This window comes from Pseudomonas sp. B1(2018), assembly GCF_003097365.1.
In the GTDB taxonomy this organism is placed as follows: Bacteria; Pseudomonadota; Gammaproteobacteria; order Pseudomonadales; family Pseudomonadaceae; genus Aquipseudomonas; species Aquipseudomonas laurylsulfatiphila.
Genome location: NZ_PYUK01000007.1, coordinates 1 through 14,078, shown reverse-complemented (window position 1 = coordinate 14,078; position 14,078 = coordinate 1). Strand labels below are relative to the sequence as shown.

Here is a 14,078-nt window from a genome sequence, read left to right as displayed (position 1 = left end):
AGCCAATTGAGTCAAACGTCGCGCAGGCGTCAGCCATTTACTTTAGCCGTGGTTTCAAATTACCTTTCAGGGCATTCATCCGCGCACGCGGGCCTTGATCAAAGGAAGACGATCATGCAATCCCTGGGCTTCACTTCCGTTCCGCCGCTGCTCAAATACCTGCGTCATGCCGAACAACTGGGCATGGCCATCGAGCCTGCGTTGGCGGCTGCCGGGTTGCAGGCACAGCAGTTGAGCGACAACAGCCTGCGGTTGCCCGGTGAAGCCCATGAACGGCTGCTCGATTATTTCTGCGAACACTCGGGCGATCCGTTGTTCGGTCTCAACGCCGCGCGCTTTGTGTTGCCCAACTCCTGGAGCGTGCTGGGTTACATCACCATGAACTGCGCGACACTGGGCGATGCGATGAGCCGCATCATGCCGTTCGAGAAACTGGTGGGAGACATGGGCGTCAGCCGCGCCGAGGTGCAAGGCAGCGACGTGCACCTGATCTGGACCTGCCGCCATCAACGCCCGCGAATTCGCCGGCACCTGGTGGAAAACGTGCTCGGCTCCTGGCTGCAATACGCGCGCTGGATCGCCGACACGCAACTGTCGCCGGCCGCCGTCTGGCTGGAACATGCCTGCCCGGCCGACACGACGCTGGCACAGTACGAGCAGTTCTTCGACTGCCCGGTACTGTTCGACCAGCCTTATTCGGCGCTGATTGTGCCGTTGCCGTATTTGCAGTTGCCCTTGCGCCAGGCCGATGCGCAATTGCTGCGCACGCTGGAAGAACATGCCCAGGGGTTGATGGCCACACTGGAGGACGCGTCGCTGGAACAGCGGGTCAAAAGCATCCTGCGCCAGCTGCTCAAGGAGGGCCTGCCACGCAAGGAGCAGGTGGCCGAGCATCTCGCCGTGTCCGTGCGCACGCTGCAACGCCAGCTGCATCAGGCCGGTACGTCGTACCAGCAGATCCTCGATGACCTGCGCCAGGAACTGGCCGAGCATTACCTGCTCAACAGCACCTTGCCGATCCAGGACATCGCCCAATACCTGGGCTTCACCGAACCCCGCTCGTTTCACCGCACGTTCAAAAGCCGACGCGGGATGCCGCCCGGCGAGTTTCGCCAAACCCACCGGGTGCCGAACGAAGGCTGAAGGCTCAGGGATTGTAGGCTCAGAGACTGATCGCGTTGGTGAACACCAGCCGATTGCCGAACGGGTCGGCGATGGTCATGTCCTGGCTGCCCCACGGCATGGCCTGTATCTGTGGATGGGAAAACCTGTACTCCCTGGCCAACAGTTGCTGTTGAAATTGCTCCAGCTCATCCGTCTCGATCCGCAGGGCAGAACCCGGCGTGCTGTCGCCATGGTGTTCGGACAAGTGCAGCACACAATCGCCACGGGAGATTTGCAGGTACAGCGGGAAATCCGCTTCAAGTCGATGTTGCCAGTCGATCTTGAAACCGAGGAAGTCGACGTAGAACTCCACTGCCTTGGCTTCGTCGAAAATACGCAGGACCGGAGTGGTTTTGCCGAAGCTCATCGGATTGCTCCCAGACAATGAAAGACCTGTAGGAGCGAGCTTGCTCGCGATGGTCGTTAACGATGACGCGTCTCTACTGGATAAACGCGGCGCTCTTTTGTCCATCGCGAGCAAGCTCGCTCCTACAAAATACGTAACCGCCGAACCGCAATGATGGCCGGGCTTGATGTCAGCAATTCGGCTGGGTGGGGGGATTCTTTAATTGCACATTGCCACTATGTGATACAGGTCAAAAGATCGCAGCCTTCGGCAGCTCCTACAGGGAGCGATCTTTTCGTCCCGACTCAATCAATGAAACCCGTCACGCAAATCCCCTTGCCGCGCCAAAAACCGCCCTTCCCTGCTCCCGTTGGCCTGGCCATCGCGGTAACTCAACACACCGTTGACCCATACGCCCTCGATGCCTTGTGCCGCCCGCTGTGGATCGTTGAAATCAGCCACATCCCGGATGGTCGCCGGATCGAACAACACCAGGTCGGCCCAATGGCCTTCGCGGATTTCACCGCGTTCCTTCAAACCGAAACGCGCCGCCGACAGCCCGGTCATCTTGTGCACGGCGGTGTGCAGCGGGAACAGTCCTACGTCACGGCTGAAATGTCCGAGCACCCTGGGGAATGCGCCCCACAGGCGTGGGTGTGGGAACGGGTCTTCCGGCAAGCCGTCGGAGCCGACCATCGACAGCGGATGCGCGAGGATCCGGCGCACATCCGCCTCATCCATGCCGTAGTACACCGCACCGGCCGGTTGCAGTTGGCGGGCGGCATCGAGCAACGACAGGTTCCATTCGGCGGCGATGTCCATCAGGTCGCGGCCGCCCATCTCCGGGTGCGGCGTCGACCAGGTGATGGTGATGCGGTGGGCATCGGTCACCTGCTTGAGGTCCAGGGTTGATGAGCTCGCGGCATAGGGATAGCAATCGCAGCCCACGGGGTGTGATTTCGCTGCTTCTTCCAGGGACGCCAGCAATTGCGGACTGCGCCCCCAGTTACCGGCTCCGGCGCATTTGAGGTGGGAAATGATCACCGGGCTCTGCGCATGGCGACCGATCCGGAACGCCTCGTCCATGGCCTCCAGCACCGGCTCGAATTCACTGCGCAAATGGGTGGTGTAGACCGCGCCAAACGCGGTCAACTCTTCGGTCAGTTGCATCACTTCTTCGGTCGACGCCGAGAAGGCGCTGGCATAGGCAAGGCCGGTGGACAGGCCCAGCGCACCGGCCTCGAGGCTCTCGCGCAGTTGCTCGCGCATCGCGGCGATTTCTTCGGTTGTGGCGGTGCGCAACAGATCGTCGAGGTGGTTGCTGCGCAACGCGGTATGACCCACCAACGCGGCGACGTTCAGCGTGGTGTTCGCCGCTTCGACCGCCGCCCGATAGTCGCGGAAGGTCGGATAAACGAATGCAGCGGCCGTGCCGAGCAGGTTCATCGGATCCGGCGGATCCCCGCGCAAACTCACCGGTGAAGCACTGATCCCGCAGTTGCCGACGATCACCGTGGTCACGCCCTGGCTGAGCTTGGGCAGCATCTGCGGCTGACGAATGACCACAGTGTCGTCATGGGTGTGCACATCGATGAAACCCGGCGCCAGCACATGGCCCTGTGCGTCGATTTCTTCGTTGGCACGGGCATCGCGCAAGTCGCCGATACGCTCGATGCGCCCGTTGATAATGGCCACGTCGGCGGGATAGCCTGGGCTGTTGCTGCCGTCGATGATCAGGGCGTTGCGAATCAGCGTGTCGTACTGCATGTCAGTCTCCCAGCGGCAAGTGATCGTCGCCGCCGCGGTATTCGTCGAGGGCGAGTTTGATCCGCCGCAGACGTTCTTGATTGTCTTCAGGGTTGGCCAGGGCCAGCTCGGTGGCGAGCACATCGATGGCCAGCAGCATGCCGTAGCGCGCCGCCGTGGGTTTGTAGATGAACGAGGTTTCGGCGCTTTGCAGCGGCAGGACGATATCGGCCAGTTGCGCCAGCGGCGAATCGCCGCGAGTGATGGCCAGAATGCGCGCGCCGTAGTTGCGCGCGAGCTCCACCGTTTCAATCAGTTCCGGGGTGATCCCGGTCAGCGAGCAGACAATCACCACCTGTTCGGCGCTGAGGCTGGCGGCGGTGACGCGCATCATCACCGCATCGTGGCACGCCGTGATCGGATAGCCCAGGCGCACCAGGCGCACTTGCAGTTCATCGCTGCACAGGGTCGAGCAGCCGCCCATGCCGAAGGCGTGAATCATCCGCGCCTTGCCCAGCAGTTTTACCGCATCGGCGAAACGCGACTCATCGAATGCCGCCAGGTGCTGGCGCAAGGTCGATTCGATGTCACCGACAATCTGCCCGTAGAACGCCGACTGCTCGGGGGTGCCCGCCGGGTCGAGAAACCGGCTGCCGACACCGCTGGCCTGGGCCAGCTGCAAACGCAAATCACGCAGATCCTTGCAGCCGACCGTACGGGCGAAACGCGACAGCGTGGCGCTGCTGACCTCTGCCCGCAGCGCCAGTTCATCGAGGCTGGCGGAGGCGGCGAAGCCTACGTCGTCGAGCATCAGGCGGGCGATGCGTCCTTCACCGGCGCTGAAGGAATCCTGGCGGGCGCGGATCTGGTAGAGGATGTCCATGCAAGTGGCTCCGGCTAAATCAGGTAGGAAAGGCCAACGGTCAGTCCGAAGGCAATGACCGAGATCAACGTCTCGAGCACGGTCCAGGTCTTGAAGGTTTGGGCAACGGTCATGTTGAAGTATTCCTTGATCAACCAGAAACCGCCGTCGTTAACGTGGGAAAAGATAACCGACCCGGCGCCCGTCGCCAGCACCAGCAGCTCCGGATGGGGATAACCCAGACCAATGGCCACCGGTGCGACCACGCCTGAAGCGGTGGTCATGGCCACAGTGGCAGAACCGGTGGCGATGCGCATCAGCGCAGCAAACAGCCAGCCCATCAACAGCGGCGACAGGTGAAACTCGTGGGCCAGGCCGACAATTTGATCGGTGACGCCGGCGTCCACCAGAATCCGGTTCAGGCCACCGCCGGCGCCCACCAGCAGGGTGATGCTCGCGGTCGGCGCCAGGCATTCGTTGGTGAACTTGAGGATCGATTCGCGGTTGAAGCCCTGGGCCAGGCCGAGGGTCCAGAAGCTCAGCAAGGTGGCCAGCAACAGCGCGATCACCGAGTTGCCGATGAACAGCAGGAACTGGTTGAAACCACTGCCCGGCGTGGAAATCAGATTGGCCCAGCCGCCGATCAGCATCAACACCACCGGCAACAGGATGGTCGCCATGGTGATGCCGAAACCCGGCAGGCTGTCGCGCGGTTCACGCTCGAGGAACTGGCGCTCCAGCGGGTTTTCCGCCGGCAATTGAATGCGCGGCACGATGAACTTGGCGTACAGGGGACCGGCGATGATCGCGGTCGGAATGCCGATCAGGATCGCGTACATCAACGTCTGCCCCACCGACGCCTGATACACCTGCACCGCCAGCATCGCCGCCGGGTGTGGCGGCACCAGCGCATGCACCACCGAGAGTCCGGCGACCATCGGCAAGCCGACCATCAGGATCGACACGCCCACGCGCCGCGCCACGGTAAAGGCAATCGGCACCAGCAAGACGAAACCGACTTCGAAAAACAGTGGCAGCCCGACCAGAAACGCGATGGTCACCATCGCCCAATGCGCGTTCTTCTCGCCAAAGCGGTCGATCAAGGTCCGCGCCACCTGCTCGGCGCCGCCGGACTCGGCCATCATCTTGCCGAGCATGGTGCCCAGCGCCACCACCAGTGCGATGTGCCCCAGGGTTTTGCCGACACCGGCCTCGTACGCCCCCACCACGCCGGACGGAGGCATCCCGGCGACCAGCGCCAGGCCAAGGGAAATCAGGGTGATGACAATGAACGGATTGAGCCGGTAACGGGCGATCAGAACGATCAGCGCGATGATGGCAACGGCGGCATACACCAGCAGCCAATAGCCGAAGGACAGGGTCATGCGGTACTCCTCGAGAGGGTCACGTCGAAATATTTGTGAAACTCTTAAAACATTTCGGCAGGCGATTTTCAAACGAGGTGAAAGTAATTTTCGTGCAGAGGTAAGGGATGTCGCACAGAGGCATGGCGTGTCGCGAATTATGAAAGTCGGCTGTATGAATTTTCATCTCCGACAGGCCGATCTTTCCCCGCTCAGCGTGGGAAAGATCGAATGATCTGACCTCAGTCGTGCTGCATCCGGGCACGCTTGAGCAGTTTCTTGCAGCGCTCGGACAAGTGCAGCACTCGCAAGTGCTTGCCGGCCTTGGCGTAGCGCTCGCGCAAGGTGCCTAGCGCGGCGATGGCCGAGTAGTCGACGAAGCTCAGGTGCTGGCAATCCAGGGTCACTTGCGCCGGGTCGTTGGCCGGATCGAACTGATTGAGAAAGGGTGTGGTCGAGGCGAAGAACAGCGTGCCATGCACCCGGTACAGCTTGCTGCCGTCGTTCTCCAGATGACTGTCGGCATACAGCTGGCGGGCCTGCTGCCAGGCAAAGTTCAGCGCCGCAATGATGATGCCGCAGAGCACCGCGGTGGCCAGGTCGGTGAACACGGTAATCACTGTCACCGCGATGATCACCAGCACGTCGTTGAGCGGCACCTTGTTCAGCACCCGCAACGAGGCCCAGGCGAAGGTCTGTTGCGACACCACGAACATCACTCCGACCAGCGCGGCCAATGGAATGCGCTCGATCAGCGGCGACAGAAACAGGATGAACAGCATGATCCACACCCCGGCCACCACCCCGGACAAGCGCCCGCGGCCGCCGGAACTGAGGTTGATCACGGTCTGGCCGATCATGGCGCAACCGCCCATGCCGCCGAATGCACCGGACACCACATTCGCCGCCCCCAGCGCCACGCACTCGCGGTCCGGGTAGCCACGGCTCTCGGTGATTTCGTCGGTGAGGTTGAGGGTCAACAGGGTTTCCAGCAACCCGACCAGCGCCATCAGGATCGCGTAGGGCGCAATGATGCGCAGGGTGTCCAGATTCCACGCAATGTCCGGCAACGCCAGCGTCGGCAGGCCACCGGCTATGTGCGCCATGTCGCCCAGGGTGCGGGTTGGCAAGCCAAGCAGATACACCGCCAGGCCCACACCGAGAATCGCTACCAGCGCAGGCGGCACGGTGCGGGTCAGGCGCGGCAGCACGTAGACAACGGCCATGGTCACCGCGACCAGGCCGAGCATCATGTACAGCGGCGTGCCGCTCAGCCAGGCCTCACCGTCCTTGAAGTGCTCCAGTTGCGCCAGGGCAATGATGATCGCCAGGCCGTTGACGAAGCCGAGCATCACCGGGTGCGGCACCATGCGCACCAGCTTGCCGAGCTTGAGCAGCCCGAACGCCATCATGATCAGCCCGCCCAGCAACACCGTGGCCAGCAAGTACTGCACACCGTGTTGTACCACCAGCGCGACGATCACCACGGCCATCGAGCCGGCCGCGCCGGACACCATGCCCGGCCGCCCGCCGAACAGCGCGGTCAGGGTGCAGATGATGAACGCGCCATAGAGCCCCATCAGCGGATTGAGATGGGCCACCAGGGCGAAAGCGATGCACTCGGGCAACAGGGCGAAGGACGTGGTAAGCCCGGCCAGGACATCGGCGCGTAGACGTTTTGCTTTCATGGGGGGGGACCGCACACAGGGAGAGACGAAAAAGAGTGTGCGGATGTTACGGAATCGAGGGCCGACCGGCCATCATCTGTGTCATCGAAAATGCCATCGCGGGCAAGCCCGCTCCCACAGGTTTTGTGTCGTTCACAAAATGGGCGAACAACACAAAACCTGTGGGAGCGTGGCTTGCCCGCGATGAACGATGACGCGGTCTAAAGCGAACTCAAACCATCTCGTCGCGAATCCACTCAATCACCGAAGCGCGCTTCGGCACCCACCCCAACAGTTCCCGCGCATGCTTGCCGCGCACCCGACTGTTGGAACCCAGACCATAGTTGGCCATTTCGTAGCCCCACTCGGCTTCGGCATCCTTGAGCGGCCAGTCCTGTGGCTCGCCCAAATTCAGCGCCTGGGCCATCGCCGTGGTCATGTCGATGAACGACGCTTCACCGCTTTCAACGAAGTAGAACGTGCCCGGTACATTTTTGGTCAGCGCCAGCAGGTACAGCGCAACCACGTCTTCGATATGCACGTTGGACCAGATGTTGCGGCCCGTGCCGACATGGCGCACCACGCCGCTTTTGCGCGCCTGTTTGAGCAGGCGCGGCAGCTGCACGCTGTCGCGATGGACGCCCAGGCTGTGGCCGTAGATCAAGGTGTTGCAGATCACTGCCGAGTTCACACCTTCCATGGCTGCCGCCAGGATCAGCTTATCGATGGCCACGCGCGCCGCCTTGTCGACGGTCGGTTCCGGCAGGTCGTCTTCGAAGTAGATGACATCACTGGATTGGCCGCCCGAGGCATCACCGACAATGCTCGAGCCGCTGGTGTGCAGGAACACCTTGCCAGAGCCGCGCAAGGCATCGAGCAAGGCTTCCACGGCGCCACGATGATCGCTGCTGGCCGCGTTGATCACTGCATCGGCAGCGAGCGCCTGATCGGTCAACAGGTCGCGGTCGTCCAGACTGCCCACCACCGCAGAAATGCCCAGTGCACGCAGCTCATCGGCCTGTTCGGCGCTGCGCACCAGACCGGTGACAGCGTGGCCGGCCTGGACCAGGCCCGTGGCGATGGAACCGCCAATAAATCCGGCAGCGCCGGTAACGAATACGTTCATGGAGAAACTCCCTGCGTGGATAAGTGATGCAAGGAGTATCCGGTAGCGATCACTGCCGAAAAATGCCCTCTGACCCAATTCACTTTTGCGCAGGAGTCACGAATCAGCCTTTGAAATCCGCGCTCGCATAATCCGCCAACTTGCCCTGGATAAAATCCAGGAAGCATTGAATCCGCAAGGCCAGCTGCGAGTTGCGGTAGTACACCGCATTGATCGGCTGGCGGTAGCCGCTGTTGAATTCGGCCAGCAACACTTTCAAGCGTCCGGCACGAATGTCCTCGATGGTCATGAAGTGCGACAGGCTGGCGATGCCCTGCCCGTCCAGTGCCAGATGGCGGATGGTCTCGCCGCTGGAGGCGCTGATCGAGGCCTGGATCGGCCAGCGATCGCCATGCACGTAACGCAGCGGCCATTGGTTGAGGCCTTCGTTCTGGGTGAACCCCAGCAGCGTATGGTCGGCCAGGTCGGCCACGGCTTGCGGTGTGCCGTGCTTTTCCAGGTAGGCCGGGCTGGCGACGATGTGCAGCGGGCTGCAACCCAGGGAGCGGGCATGCAGTGTCGAGTCGGTCAGGGTGCCAATGCGAATGGCGATGTCGGTGCTCTGCTCCAGCAGGTCGATGATCAAGTCGTTGCTGTTGAGTTCCAGCTGGATGTCCGGGTAGAGCCTGCGGAATTCATCGATGTAGGGCACGATGGCGTGCAGCATGAAGGGGGATGCCGCGTTGATCCGCAGGCGCCCGGACGGTGTTTGCTGGCGTGAGGACAGGCGCTCTTCGAGCTCGTCCATCTGATCGAGAATGCGCTTGGCGTGCTCGAAGAAGTACTTGCCCTCCTCGGTCAGGTCCATGCGTCGCGTGGTGCGATTGATCAAGGTGGTGTCGAGCTTGGCCTCCAGCCGCGACAGCGTACGGCTGACCGCCGAAGGCGTTTGCCCGACCTGCTCGGCCGCCGCGGAAATCGACCCGCATTCAATCACGCAGACGAATATCTGCAATTCATCGGATCTGGCTTTCACGTGTGTCCCTTATCGATAGTCCTGCGCCGCTTCTTTTGAGTTGAGAGGAACCATTGTGGCGAGGGGGCTTGCTCCCGCTCGGCGGCGGAGCCGCCGCAAAGTCAGCAAACGCGCAGTATCTGAATCACCGCATGCGCCGGTTATGGGTCCGCTTCGCGCACCAGCGGGAGCAAGCTCCCTCGCCACAAAAGCGCGCCCTCGCCACAGTTCAGCGCTCGCTTCAGGTATCGATAGTAGCCGAGCGTCATGCCTTCAGGCCAAACACCTCAGTCAAATGCTGCTCATAACGCGCCACATCGCCCTCGATGTTCGGGCGCTTCATCACGTCCACACAGAGGAACGTCGGCAGACCGGTCATGCCAAGGAACTCGTTGGCCTTGTGGAACGGGAAGTACACCGCGTCCACACCTTTGGCTTCGAAGAAATCGGTCGGGTCGTCGAAGGCTTGCTGCGGGGCATTCCACGTCAGCGACAACATGTACTGCTTGCCGTGGATCAGGCCGCCGCTGCCGTATTTTTGCGAGGCGTCGGAACGGGTGCGGCCGTCGCTGGCGTAGAGGCTGCCATGACCTTCGGTGAAGACTTCATCGATGTACTTCTTCACGGTCCACGGCGCGCCCATCCACCAGCCGGGCATCTGGTAAATGATCACATCGGCCCAGAGAAACTTGGCCACTTCTTCGGCGACGTCGTAGCCCTCGTCGATGAAGGTGGTTTTGATATCCACACCACCGCGATCCAGCACGCTCAACGCGGCTTCATGCAAGGTGGTGTTGTAGCGGCCGTCGGAGTGCGCAAATTGTTTGCCGCCGTTGAGCAACAGGACTTTTTTCATGGAAGGTCTCGGGAAGGGTCGGGAATTCGATGGCGGCAGAGTACCGGTCGGCCTCGCGCGGAATAAGCGTCGATTTGGCAAAATTCATTTGACCCACAAGCACGAATCCACAGGCGATTGTTGCCTTAGACTGGCGCCCATTCTGACCTGAGGAGAGATGTAGATGAGTGAAATCCAGGGCTTCATCCTGCACGCCAAGACCCGTCCGGAAAAATCCGACGCCTTCGAAGCGTTTTTCAGCGGCTATGTGGAAGCAAGCCGCGCCGAACCCGGTTGCATCGAATACCACATGCTGCGCGACAAACAGGACCCGACCCTGTTCATCTTCTACGAGATCTGGCAGTCCCAGGCCCATCTGGACGTGCACTCGAACCTGCCGCACATGAAGCAGTTCCTCGAGCAGCGCGATGAATATCTGGAACGGGATTTCGAAATCCGCGCCATCGACATGATCAGCCCGTCGTCCGCTAGCCGCTGATCAGCAAATGGCCGCCGAGCACACCCAGGCCAACGAAAAACACGCGCTTGAACCACAGGGCGCTGATCCGCTGGCGCAGCGATTGCCCCAGCCACATGCCGAGCATGGCCGGGATCAGCGCCAGCAGCGACGCGCTCAACTCGCCCCCGCCGAGCGCGCCGCGCCATAACAAGCCACCGGCCAGGGCCAGGGTCGAGACGGTGAACGACAGGCCCAGCGCCTGCACCAGTTCGTCCCGGCTCAAACCCAGCGCTTGCAGGTAGGGCACCGCCGGTATCACGAACACGCCAGTGGCCGACGTGATGACGCCGGTCAGAAGGCCACACAGTGGACCGAGCCAGCGTTCACGCTGGGGGCCTACGCGCAAGGTCGGCAGGCACAATCCGCTCAGCGCATACAGCAACAACGCAGCGCCCAACCCTCGCACCACCCAATGGCCACCGCTCATGCCGATCCACAGCGTGCCTGCGCCGGTGCCGATGAAGATCGCCAGCAACATCGGCCACAGTCGTTTGACCAACCCGGACAAATGCCCGCCGAATGCCAGTTGCCAGACGTTGGTGAGCGTTGCCGGAATGATCAATAGTGCGGCTGCCTGTGACGGGGCCATAGCCAGCCCCAGCAGTCCCATGGCAACTGTTGGCAAGCCGAGGCCGATCACGCCCTTGATCATGCCGGCCAGCACAAAGGTGCCGATCACCAGCAGTGACAAGGCCAATCCGAGATTCTGGTAAAACGCCGAGAGTGTATTCATGGGGCTATGGTGGGCCCGCGGGGGTTGATTGAAAATCTGCCATATACTGAGGTTGACTCTTGCTTTGACAGAGGCTGAGAATTTCGCTGAAGCGACTGGCCCCTTCGCGGGCAAGCCCGCTCCCACAGGGGATTTGTGAACGACACATAACCACTGTGGGAGCGGGCTTGCCCGCGAAGGGGCCAGTCCAGACAGCAAATAAACCGGGGATGACAATGCACTTCGACCTGACCGACCTACGCCTGTACCTGAACATCCTCGACACCGGCAACATCACCGCCGGCGCCGCACGCAGTCATCTGTCACTCGCAGCGGCCAGCGCACGAATTCGCGCCATGGAGGCCTCACTGGGCGTCGAGTTTCTTCAGCGCAACCGTCGCGGGGTCAGCCCGACGCCGGCCGGCGATGCCCTCGCCCGGCACGCCCGGGTTCTGCTGCAACAGGCCGAACGTCTGCAACAGGAACTGGCCGAATACGCCAAGGGCGTCAAAGGCCAGGTGCGGCTGCTGTGCAATACCACGGCGATCACCGAGTACCTGCCGGAGTTGCTCGCGGACTTCCTGCACAGCCACCCTAACCTCGACATCGACCTGCAGGAACTGCCCAGCACCCGCATCACCCACGCATTGCGCCAGGGCGCGGCGGCCCTGGGCATCGTTTCCGACGCGGTGGACACCGATGACTTGCAGACCCGAGCGTTCCGCGATGATCCGCTGGTGCTGATCATGCCCCGCGAACATCCCCTGGCACAGGCAACCTCGGTGAGCTTCACCGACACGCTGCATCACGACTACGTCGGCCTGAATGCCAACAGCGCGCTGGCGGTGTATCTCGAAGAACAGGCACTGCACGCCGGCCTGCGCATGCAGATCCGCATCCGCGCCGATGGCTTTGATGGCGTGATGCGCATGGTCGCCCGTGGCGCGGGCCTGGCGATTGTGCCGCTGGCTGCGGTCGAGCGCGGGTCCGGTGGACTGTCCTTCAAGAGCCTCGCCCTGCAGGAAGCCTGGGGCCAACGCAAACTGCTGCTCTGTGCACGGGACTTCGCCGCATTGCCCGGTTATGCCAAGGCCCTGCTGCATGCCTTGACTCTCCCCTGAGGGGCAGACTTTATCCTTGAGGTTTGATCTTCAAGGACAGCGATGATGGGTAAACGAATACTGGTGATCCTCGGGCATCCGTCCAGCAACAGCTTCTGCGCTGCCCTTGCCGAGCGTTACGCACTGTCGGCCGTACGCGCCGGGCATGAGGTGCGTCAGTTGTTTCTCGGCAACCTGGATTTTGACCCGGTGCTGCGCGAAGGTTATCAACAGGTCCAGCCGCTGGAGGCCGACTTGCATAACGCCCAGGCCGACATTCTGTGGGCCGAACAGCTGACCCTGGTTTATCCGATCTGGTGGGGCGGCATACCGGCCTTGCTCAAGGGCTTTTTCGACCGGGTGTTCTTGCCGGGTTTTGCCTTCAAGTATCGCCAGGGCAAAGCCTTCCCCGACAAACTCCTGCACGGCCGAACCGCCCACCTGCTGGTGACCATGGACACACCGCCCTGGTACTACCGTTGGATCTATCGCATGCCCGGTTTGCATCAAGTCCGTAAAACCACACTGGAATTCTGTGGCATCAAGCCAACCCGCACCCTCACCTTCGGGCCCATTCTCGGCGCCAGCGCCGACCGGCATGCGGCCTGGTTACGCCAGGCCGAAGCTATCGCCAGCGCTTGAGTCGGTCGATAATGCGCCGAGCTTTATCCTCGGAGAAAAGGACCTTCCCATGTACATCGGCCAAGCCGCGCAACGTTCCGGAACCACTGTCAAAAGCATCCGTCACTACGAGTCGATTGGCCTGTTGCCTGCCGCCCGACGTCAGGGCAAGTACCGCATCTATGACCAGCACAGCGTCGATCTGCTGATCTTCATCAAATGTGCCCAGCAGCTGGGTTTCAGACTCAAGGAATTGCAGTCAGCCTTCGCCGGACATCAGGGCCCGCAGTTGCCATGGGAACGGGCCCATCAGGTCATCGCCAGCAAGAAACAGGAAATCGCCGAACGGATAGCGGTGTTGTCGCAACAGCACGCGCAATTGGTCGAGTTCGAAAACAGTCTCGAACAATCCAGGCTCGACTGTACGTTGACCCGTCTTTGAGGGCTGTGCGTTTCTGGACAGCTCAGTGTCGAGCACAGACAACTGACCCAGGGACAGGCGCTATAGGGTGCGACTTCAGTTCTTGAGCCCACTGCCCGGAGTCATCATGACCGCACCGATTACCGTTCTTCGCGACACCCACCCGCTGCCCGTGCTCGACGCCTGCAAATGGGAAAAGCTCGAAGGCGACCCGCACACCGTCAACCTCAACGCCTACACCAGTGAAGACGGCAGCAAGATCATGGGCACCTGGATCTGCACGCCCGGCAAGTGGTACGTGGAATACGTGAAGTGGGAGTACTGCCACTTCCAGGAAGGCTACTGCATCATCACCCCGGAAGGCATGGCGCCGATCCACCTGCGCGCTGGCGACATTTTTGTCATCGAGCCCGGGATGAAAGGCACCTGGGAAGTGGTGGAGACCGTGCGCAAATATTTCGTGTTTGCCTGATACAAAATGTATGGTCAGCCCATCTCCTGCAACCTCTTTGGCTGTTTTCGGTAAAGCTGGCTTGCGCTAATGTATTCGGGCTCGTTGTGAGCGTTGCTGTAACAACGCTCGGCCCTCGATGAGTAGCC

General features: G+C 61.5%; 15 protein-coding genes. 6 read left to right on the top strand and 9 right to left on the bottom strand.

The genetic code is table 11. From position 1 onward, the window contains the following. The first annotated feature begins 114 nt into the window (after nt 1-114). A complete protein-coding gene (locus tag C9422_RS12625; protein ID WP_116580893.1) occupies nt 115-1,143 on the top strand; it encodes an AraC family transcriptional regulator in 1,029 nt (342 codons plus the stop codon). Nucleotides 1,144-1,162: 19 nt separating this feature from the next. Here C9422_RS12625 and C9422_RS12620 read toward each other — a convergent pair whose 3' ends face one another. The 8 genes from C9422_RS12620 to C9422_RS12585 form a co-directional block, all read right to left on the bottom strand. Further along, on the bottom strand, nt 1,163-1,531 hold the full coding sequence (locus C9422_RS12620) for a glyoxalase superfamily protein (protein ID WP_104450850.1): 369 nt from the start codon (nt 1,529-1,531) through the stop codon (nt 1,163-1,165). 288 nt (nt 1,532-1,819) lie between these two features. Further along, on the bottom strand, nt 1,820-3,277 hold the full coding sequence (locus C9422_RS12615) for an amidohydrolase family protein (protein ID WP_116580892.1): 1,458 nt from the start codon (nt 3,275-3,277) through the stop codon (nt 1,820-1,822). A 1-nt stretch (nt 3,278) separates the two neighbouring features. Continuing rightward, nucleotides 3,279-4,139 carry a MurR/RpiR family transcriptional regulator gene (locus C9422_RS12610; protein WP_007973204.1) on the bottom strand — a complete coding sequence of 287 codons (861 nt, stop codon included), beginning with the start codon at nt 4,137-4,139 and terminating at the stop codon, nt 3,279-3,281. Nucleotides 4,140-4,153: 14 nt separating this feature from the next. After that, entirely contained in the window at nt 4,154-5,503 is a 1,350-nt protein-coding gene (locus C9422_RS12605; RefSeq protein ID WP_102698907.1) for a gluconate:H+ symporter, read from the bottom strand. Nucleotides 5,504-5,724: 221 nt separating this feature from the next. Beyond that, nucleotides 5,725-7,170 carry a SulP family inorganic anion transporter gene (locus C9422_RS12600; RefSeq protein WP_116580891.1) on the bottom strand — a complete coding sequence of 482 codons (1,446 nt, stop codon included), beginning with the start codon at nt 7,168-7,170 and terminating at the stop codon, nt 5,725-5,727. A 211-nt stretch (nt 7,171-7,381) separates the two neighbouring features. Beyond that, entirely contained in the window at nt 7,382-8,275 is an 894-nt protein-coding gene (locus C9422_RS12595) for an NAD-dependent epimerase/dehydratase family protein (RefSeq protein WP_116580890.1), read from the bottom strand. A 103-nt stretch (nt 8,276-8,378) separates the two neighbouring features. Beyond that, the gene (locus tag C9422_RS12590) at nt 8,379-9,290 is read right to left on the bottom strand and encodes a LysR family transcriptional regulator (RefSeq protein WP_007973212.1); all 912 of its coding nucleotides are present in this window, start codon (nt 9,288-9,290) and stop codon (nt 8,379-8,381) included. Nucleotides 9,291-9,534: 244 nt separating this feature from the next. Next, complete coding sequence (locus C9422_RS12585; protein ID WP_104450844.1) at nt 9,535-10,125, bottom strand: NAD(P)H-dependent oxidoreductase; 591 nt, start codon at nt 10,123-10,125, stop codon at nt 9,535-9,537. 163 nt (nt 10,126-10,288) lie between these two features. On the opposite strand from C9422_RS12585, the gene C9422_RS12580 reads away from it, so the two are divergent. Beyond that, nucleotides 10,289-10,603 carry a putative quinol monooxygenase gene (locus tag C9422_RS12580; RefSeq protein ID WP_116580889.1) on the top strand — a complete coding sequence of 105 codons (315 nt, stop codon included), beginning with the start codon at nt 10,289-10,291 and terminating at the stop codon, nt 10,601-10,603. On the opposite strand, the gene C9422_RS12575 is transcribed toward C9422_RS12580, so the two are convergent. Next, nucleotides 10,593-11,357, bottom strand: a complete 765-nt coding sequence (locus tag C9422_RS12575; RefSeq protein WP_116580888.1) for a sulfite exporter TauE/SafE family protein — start codon at nt 11,355-11,357, stop codon at nt 10,593-10,595. The genes C9422_RS12580 and C9422_RS12575 overlap by 11 nt on opposite strands. Before the next feature lie 215 nt (nt 11,358-11,572). Between C9422_RS12575 and C9422_RS12570 the strand changes: the two genes are divergently transcribed. From C9422_RS12570 to C9422_RS12555, 4 genes are all read left to right on the top strand, one after another. Continuing rightward, nucleotides 11,573-12,457 carry a LysR family transcriptional regulator gene (locus tag C9422_RS12570; RefSeq protein ID WP_116580887.1) on the top strand — a complete coding sequence of 295 codons (885 nt, stop codon included), beginning with the start codon at nt 11,573-11,575 and terminating at the stop codon, nt 12,455-12,457. Between the two features lie 42 nt (nt 12,458-12,499). Further along, complete coding sequence (locus tag C9422_RS12565) at nt 12,500-13,078, top strand: NAD(P)H-dependent oxidoreductase (protein WP_116580886.1); 579 nt, start codon at nt 12,500-12,502, stop codon at nt 13,076-13,078. Between the two features lie 49 nt (nt 13,079-13,127). Further along, nucleotides 13,128-13,499, top strand: coding sequence for a MerR family transcriptional regulator (locus C9422_RS12560; protein ID WP_116580885.1), 372 nt, complete (start codon nt 13,128-13,130; stop codon nt 13,497-13,499). Between the two features lie 106 nt (nt 13,500-13,605). Beyond that, on the top strand, nt 13,606-13,950 hold the full coding sequence (locus tag C9422_RS12555) for a cupin domain-containing protein (RefSeq protein ID WP_007900627.1): 345 nt from the start codon (nt 13,606-13,608) through the stop codon (nt 13,948-13,950). The last annotated feature ends 128 nt before the right edge of the window (nt 13,951-14,078 follow it).

Bases quoted from the DNA above. Each gene is read 5' to 3' on its own strand.
- C9422_RS12625 (WP_116580893.1), top strand. From the start codon at position 115: ATGCAATCCCTGGGCTTCACTTCCGTTCCGCCGCTGCTCAAATACCTG.
- C9422_RS12620 (WP_104450850.1), bottom strand. From the start codon at position 1,531: ATGAGCTTCGGCAAAACCACTCCGGTCCTGCGTATTTTCGACGAAGCC.
- C9422_RS12615 (WP_116580892.1), bottom strand. From the start codon at position 3,277: ATGCAGTACGACACGCTGATTCGCAACGCCCTGATCATCGACGGCAGC.
- C9422_RS12610 (WP_007973204.1), bottom strand. From the start codon at position 4,139: ATGGACATCCTCTACCAGATCCGCGCCCGCCAGGATTCCTTCAGCGCC.
- C9422_RS12605 (WP_102698907.1), bottom strand. From the start codon at position 5,503: ATGACCCTGTCCTTCGGCTATTGGCTGCTGGTGTATGCCGCCGTTGCC.
- C9422_RS12600 (WP_116580891.1), bottom strand. From the start codon at position 7,170: ATGAAAGCAAAACGTCTACGCGCCGATGTCCTGGCCGGGCTTACCACG.
- C9422_RS12595 (WP_116580890.1), bottom strand. From the start codon at position 8,275: ATGAACGTATTCGTTACCGGCGCTGCCGGATTTATTGGCGGTTCCATC.
- C9422_RS12585 (WP_104450844.1), bottom strand. From the start codon at position 10,125: ATGAAAAAAGTCCTGTTGCTCAACGGCGGCAAACAATTTGCGCACTCC.
- C9422_RS12580 (WP_116580889.1), top strand. From the start codon at position 10,289: ATGAGTGAAATCCAGGGCTTCATCCTGCACGCCAAGACCCGTCCGGAA.
- C9422_RS12575 (WP_116580888.1), bottom strand. From the start codon at position 11,357: ATGAATACACTCTCGGCGTTTTACCAGAATCTCGGATTGGCCTTGTCA.
- C9422_RS12570 (WP_116580887.1), top strand. From the start codon at position 11,573: ATGCACTTCGACCTGACCGACCTACGCCTGTACCTGAACATCCTCGAC.
- C9422_RS12565 (WP_116580886.1), top strand. From the start codon at position 12,500: ATGATGGGTAAACGAATACTGGTGATCCTCGGGCATCCGTCCAGCAAC.
- C9422_RS12560 (WP_116580885.1), top strand. From the start codon at position 13,128: ATGTACATCGGCCAAGCCGCGCAACGTTCCGGAACCACTGTCAAAAGC.
- C9422_RS12555 (WP_007900627.1), top strand. From the start codon at position 13,606: ATGACCGCACCGATTACCGTTCTTCGCGACACCCACCCGCTGCCCGTG.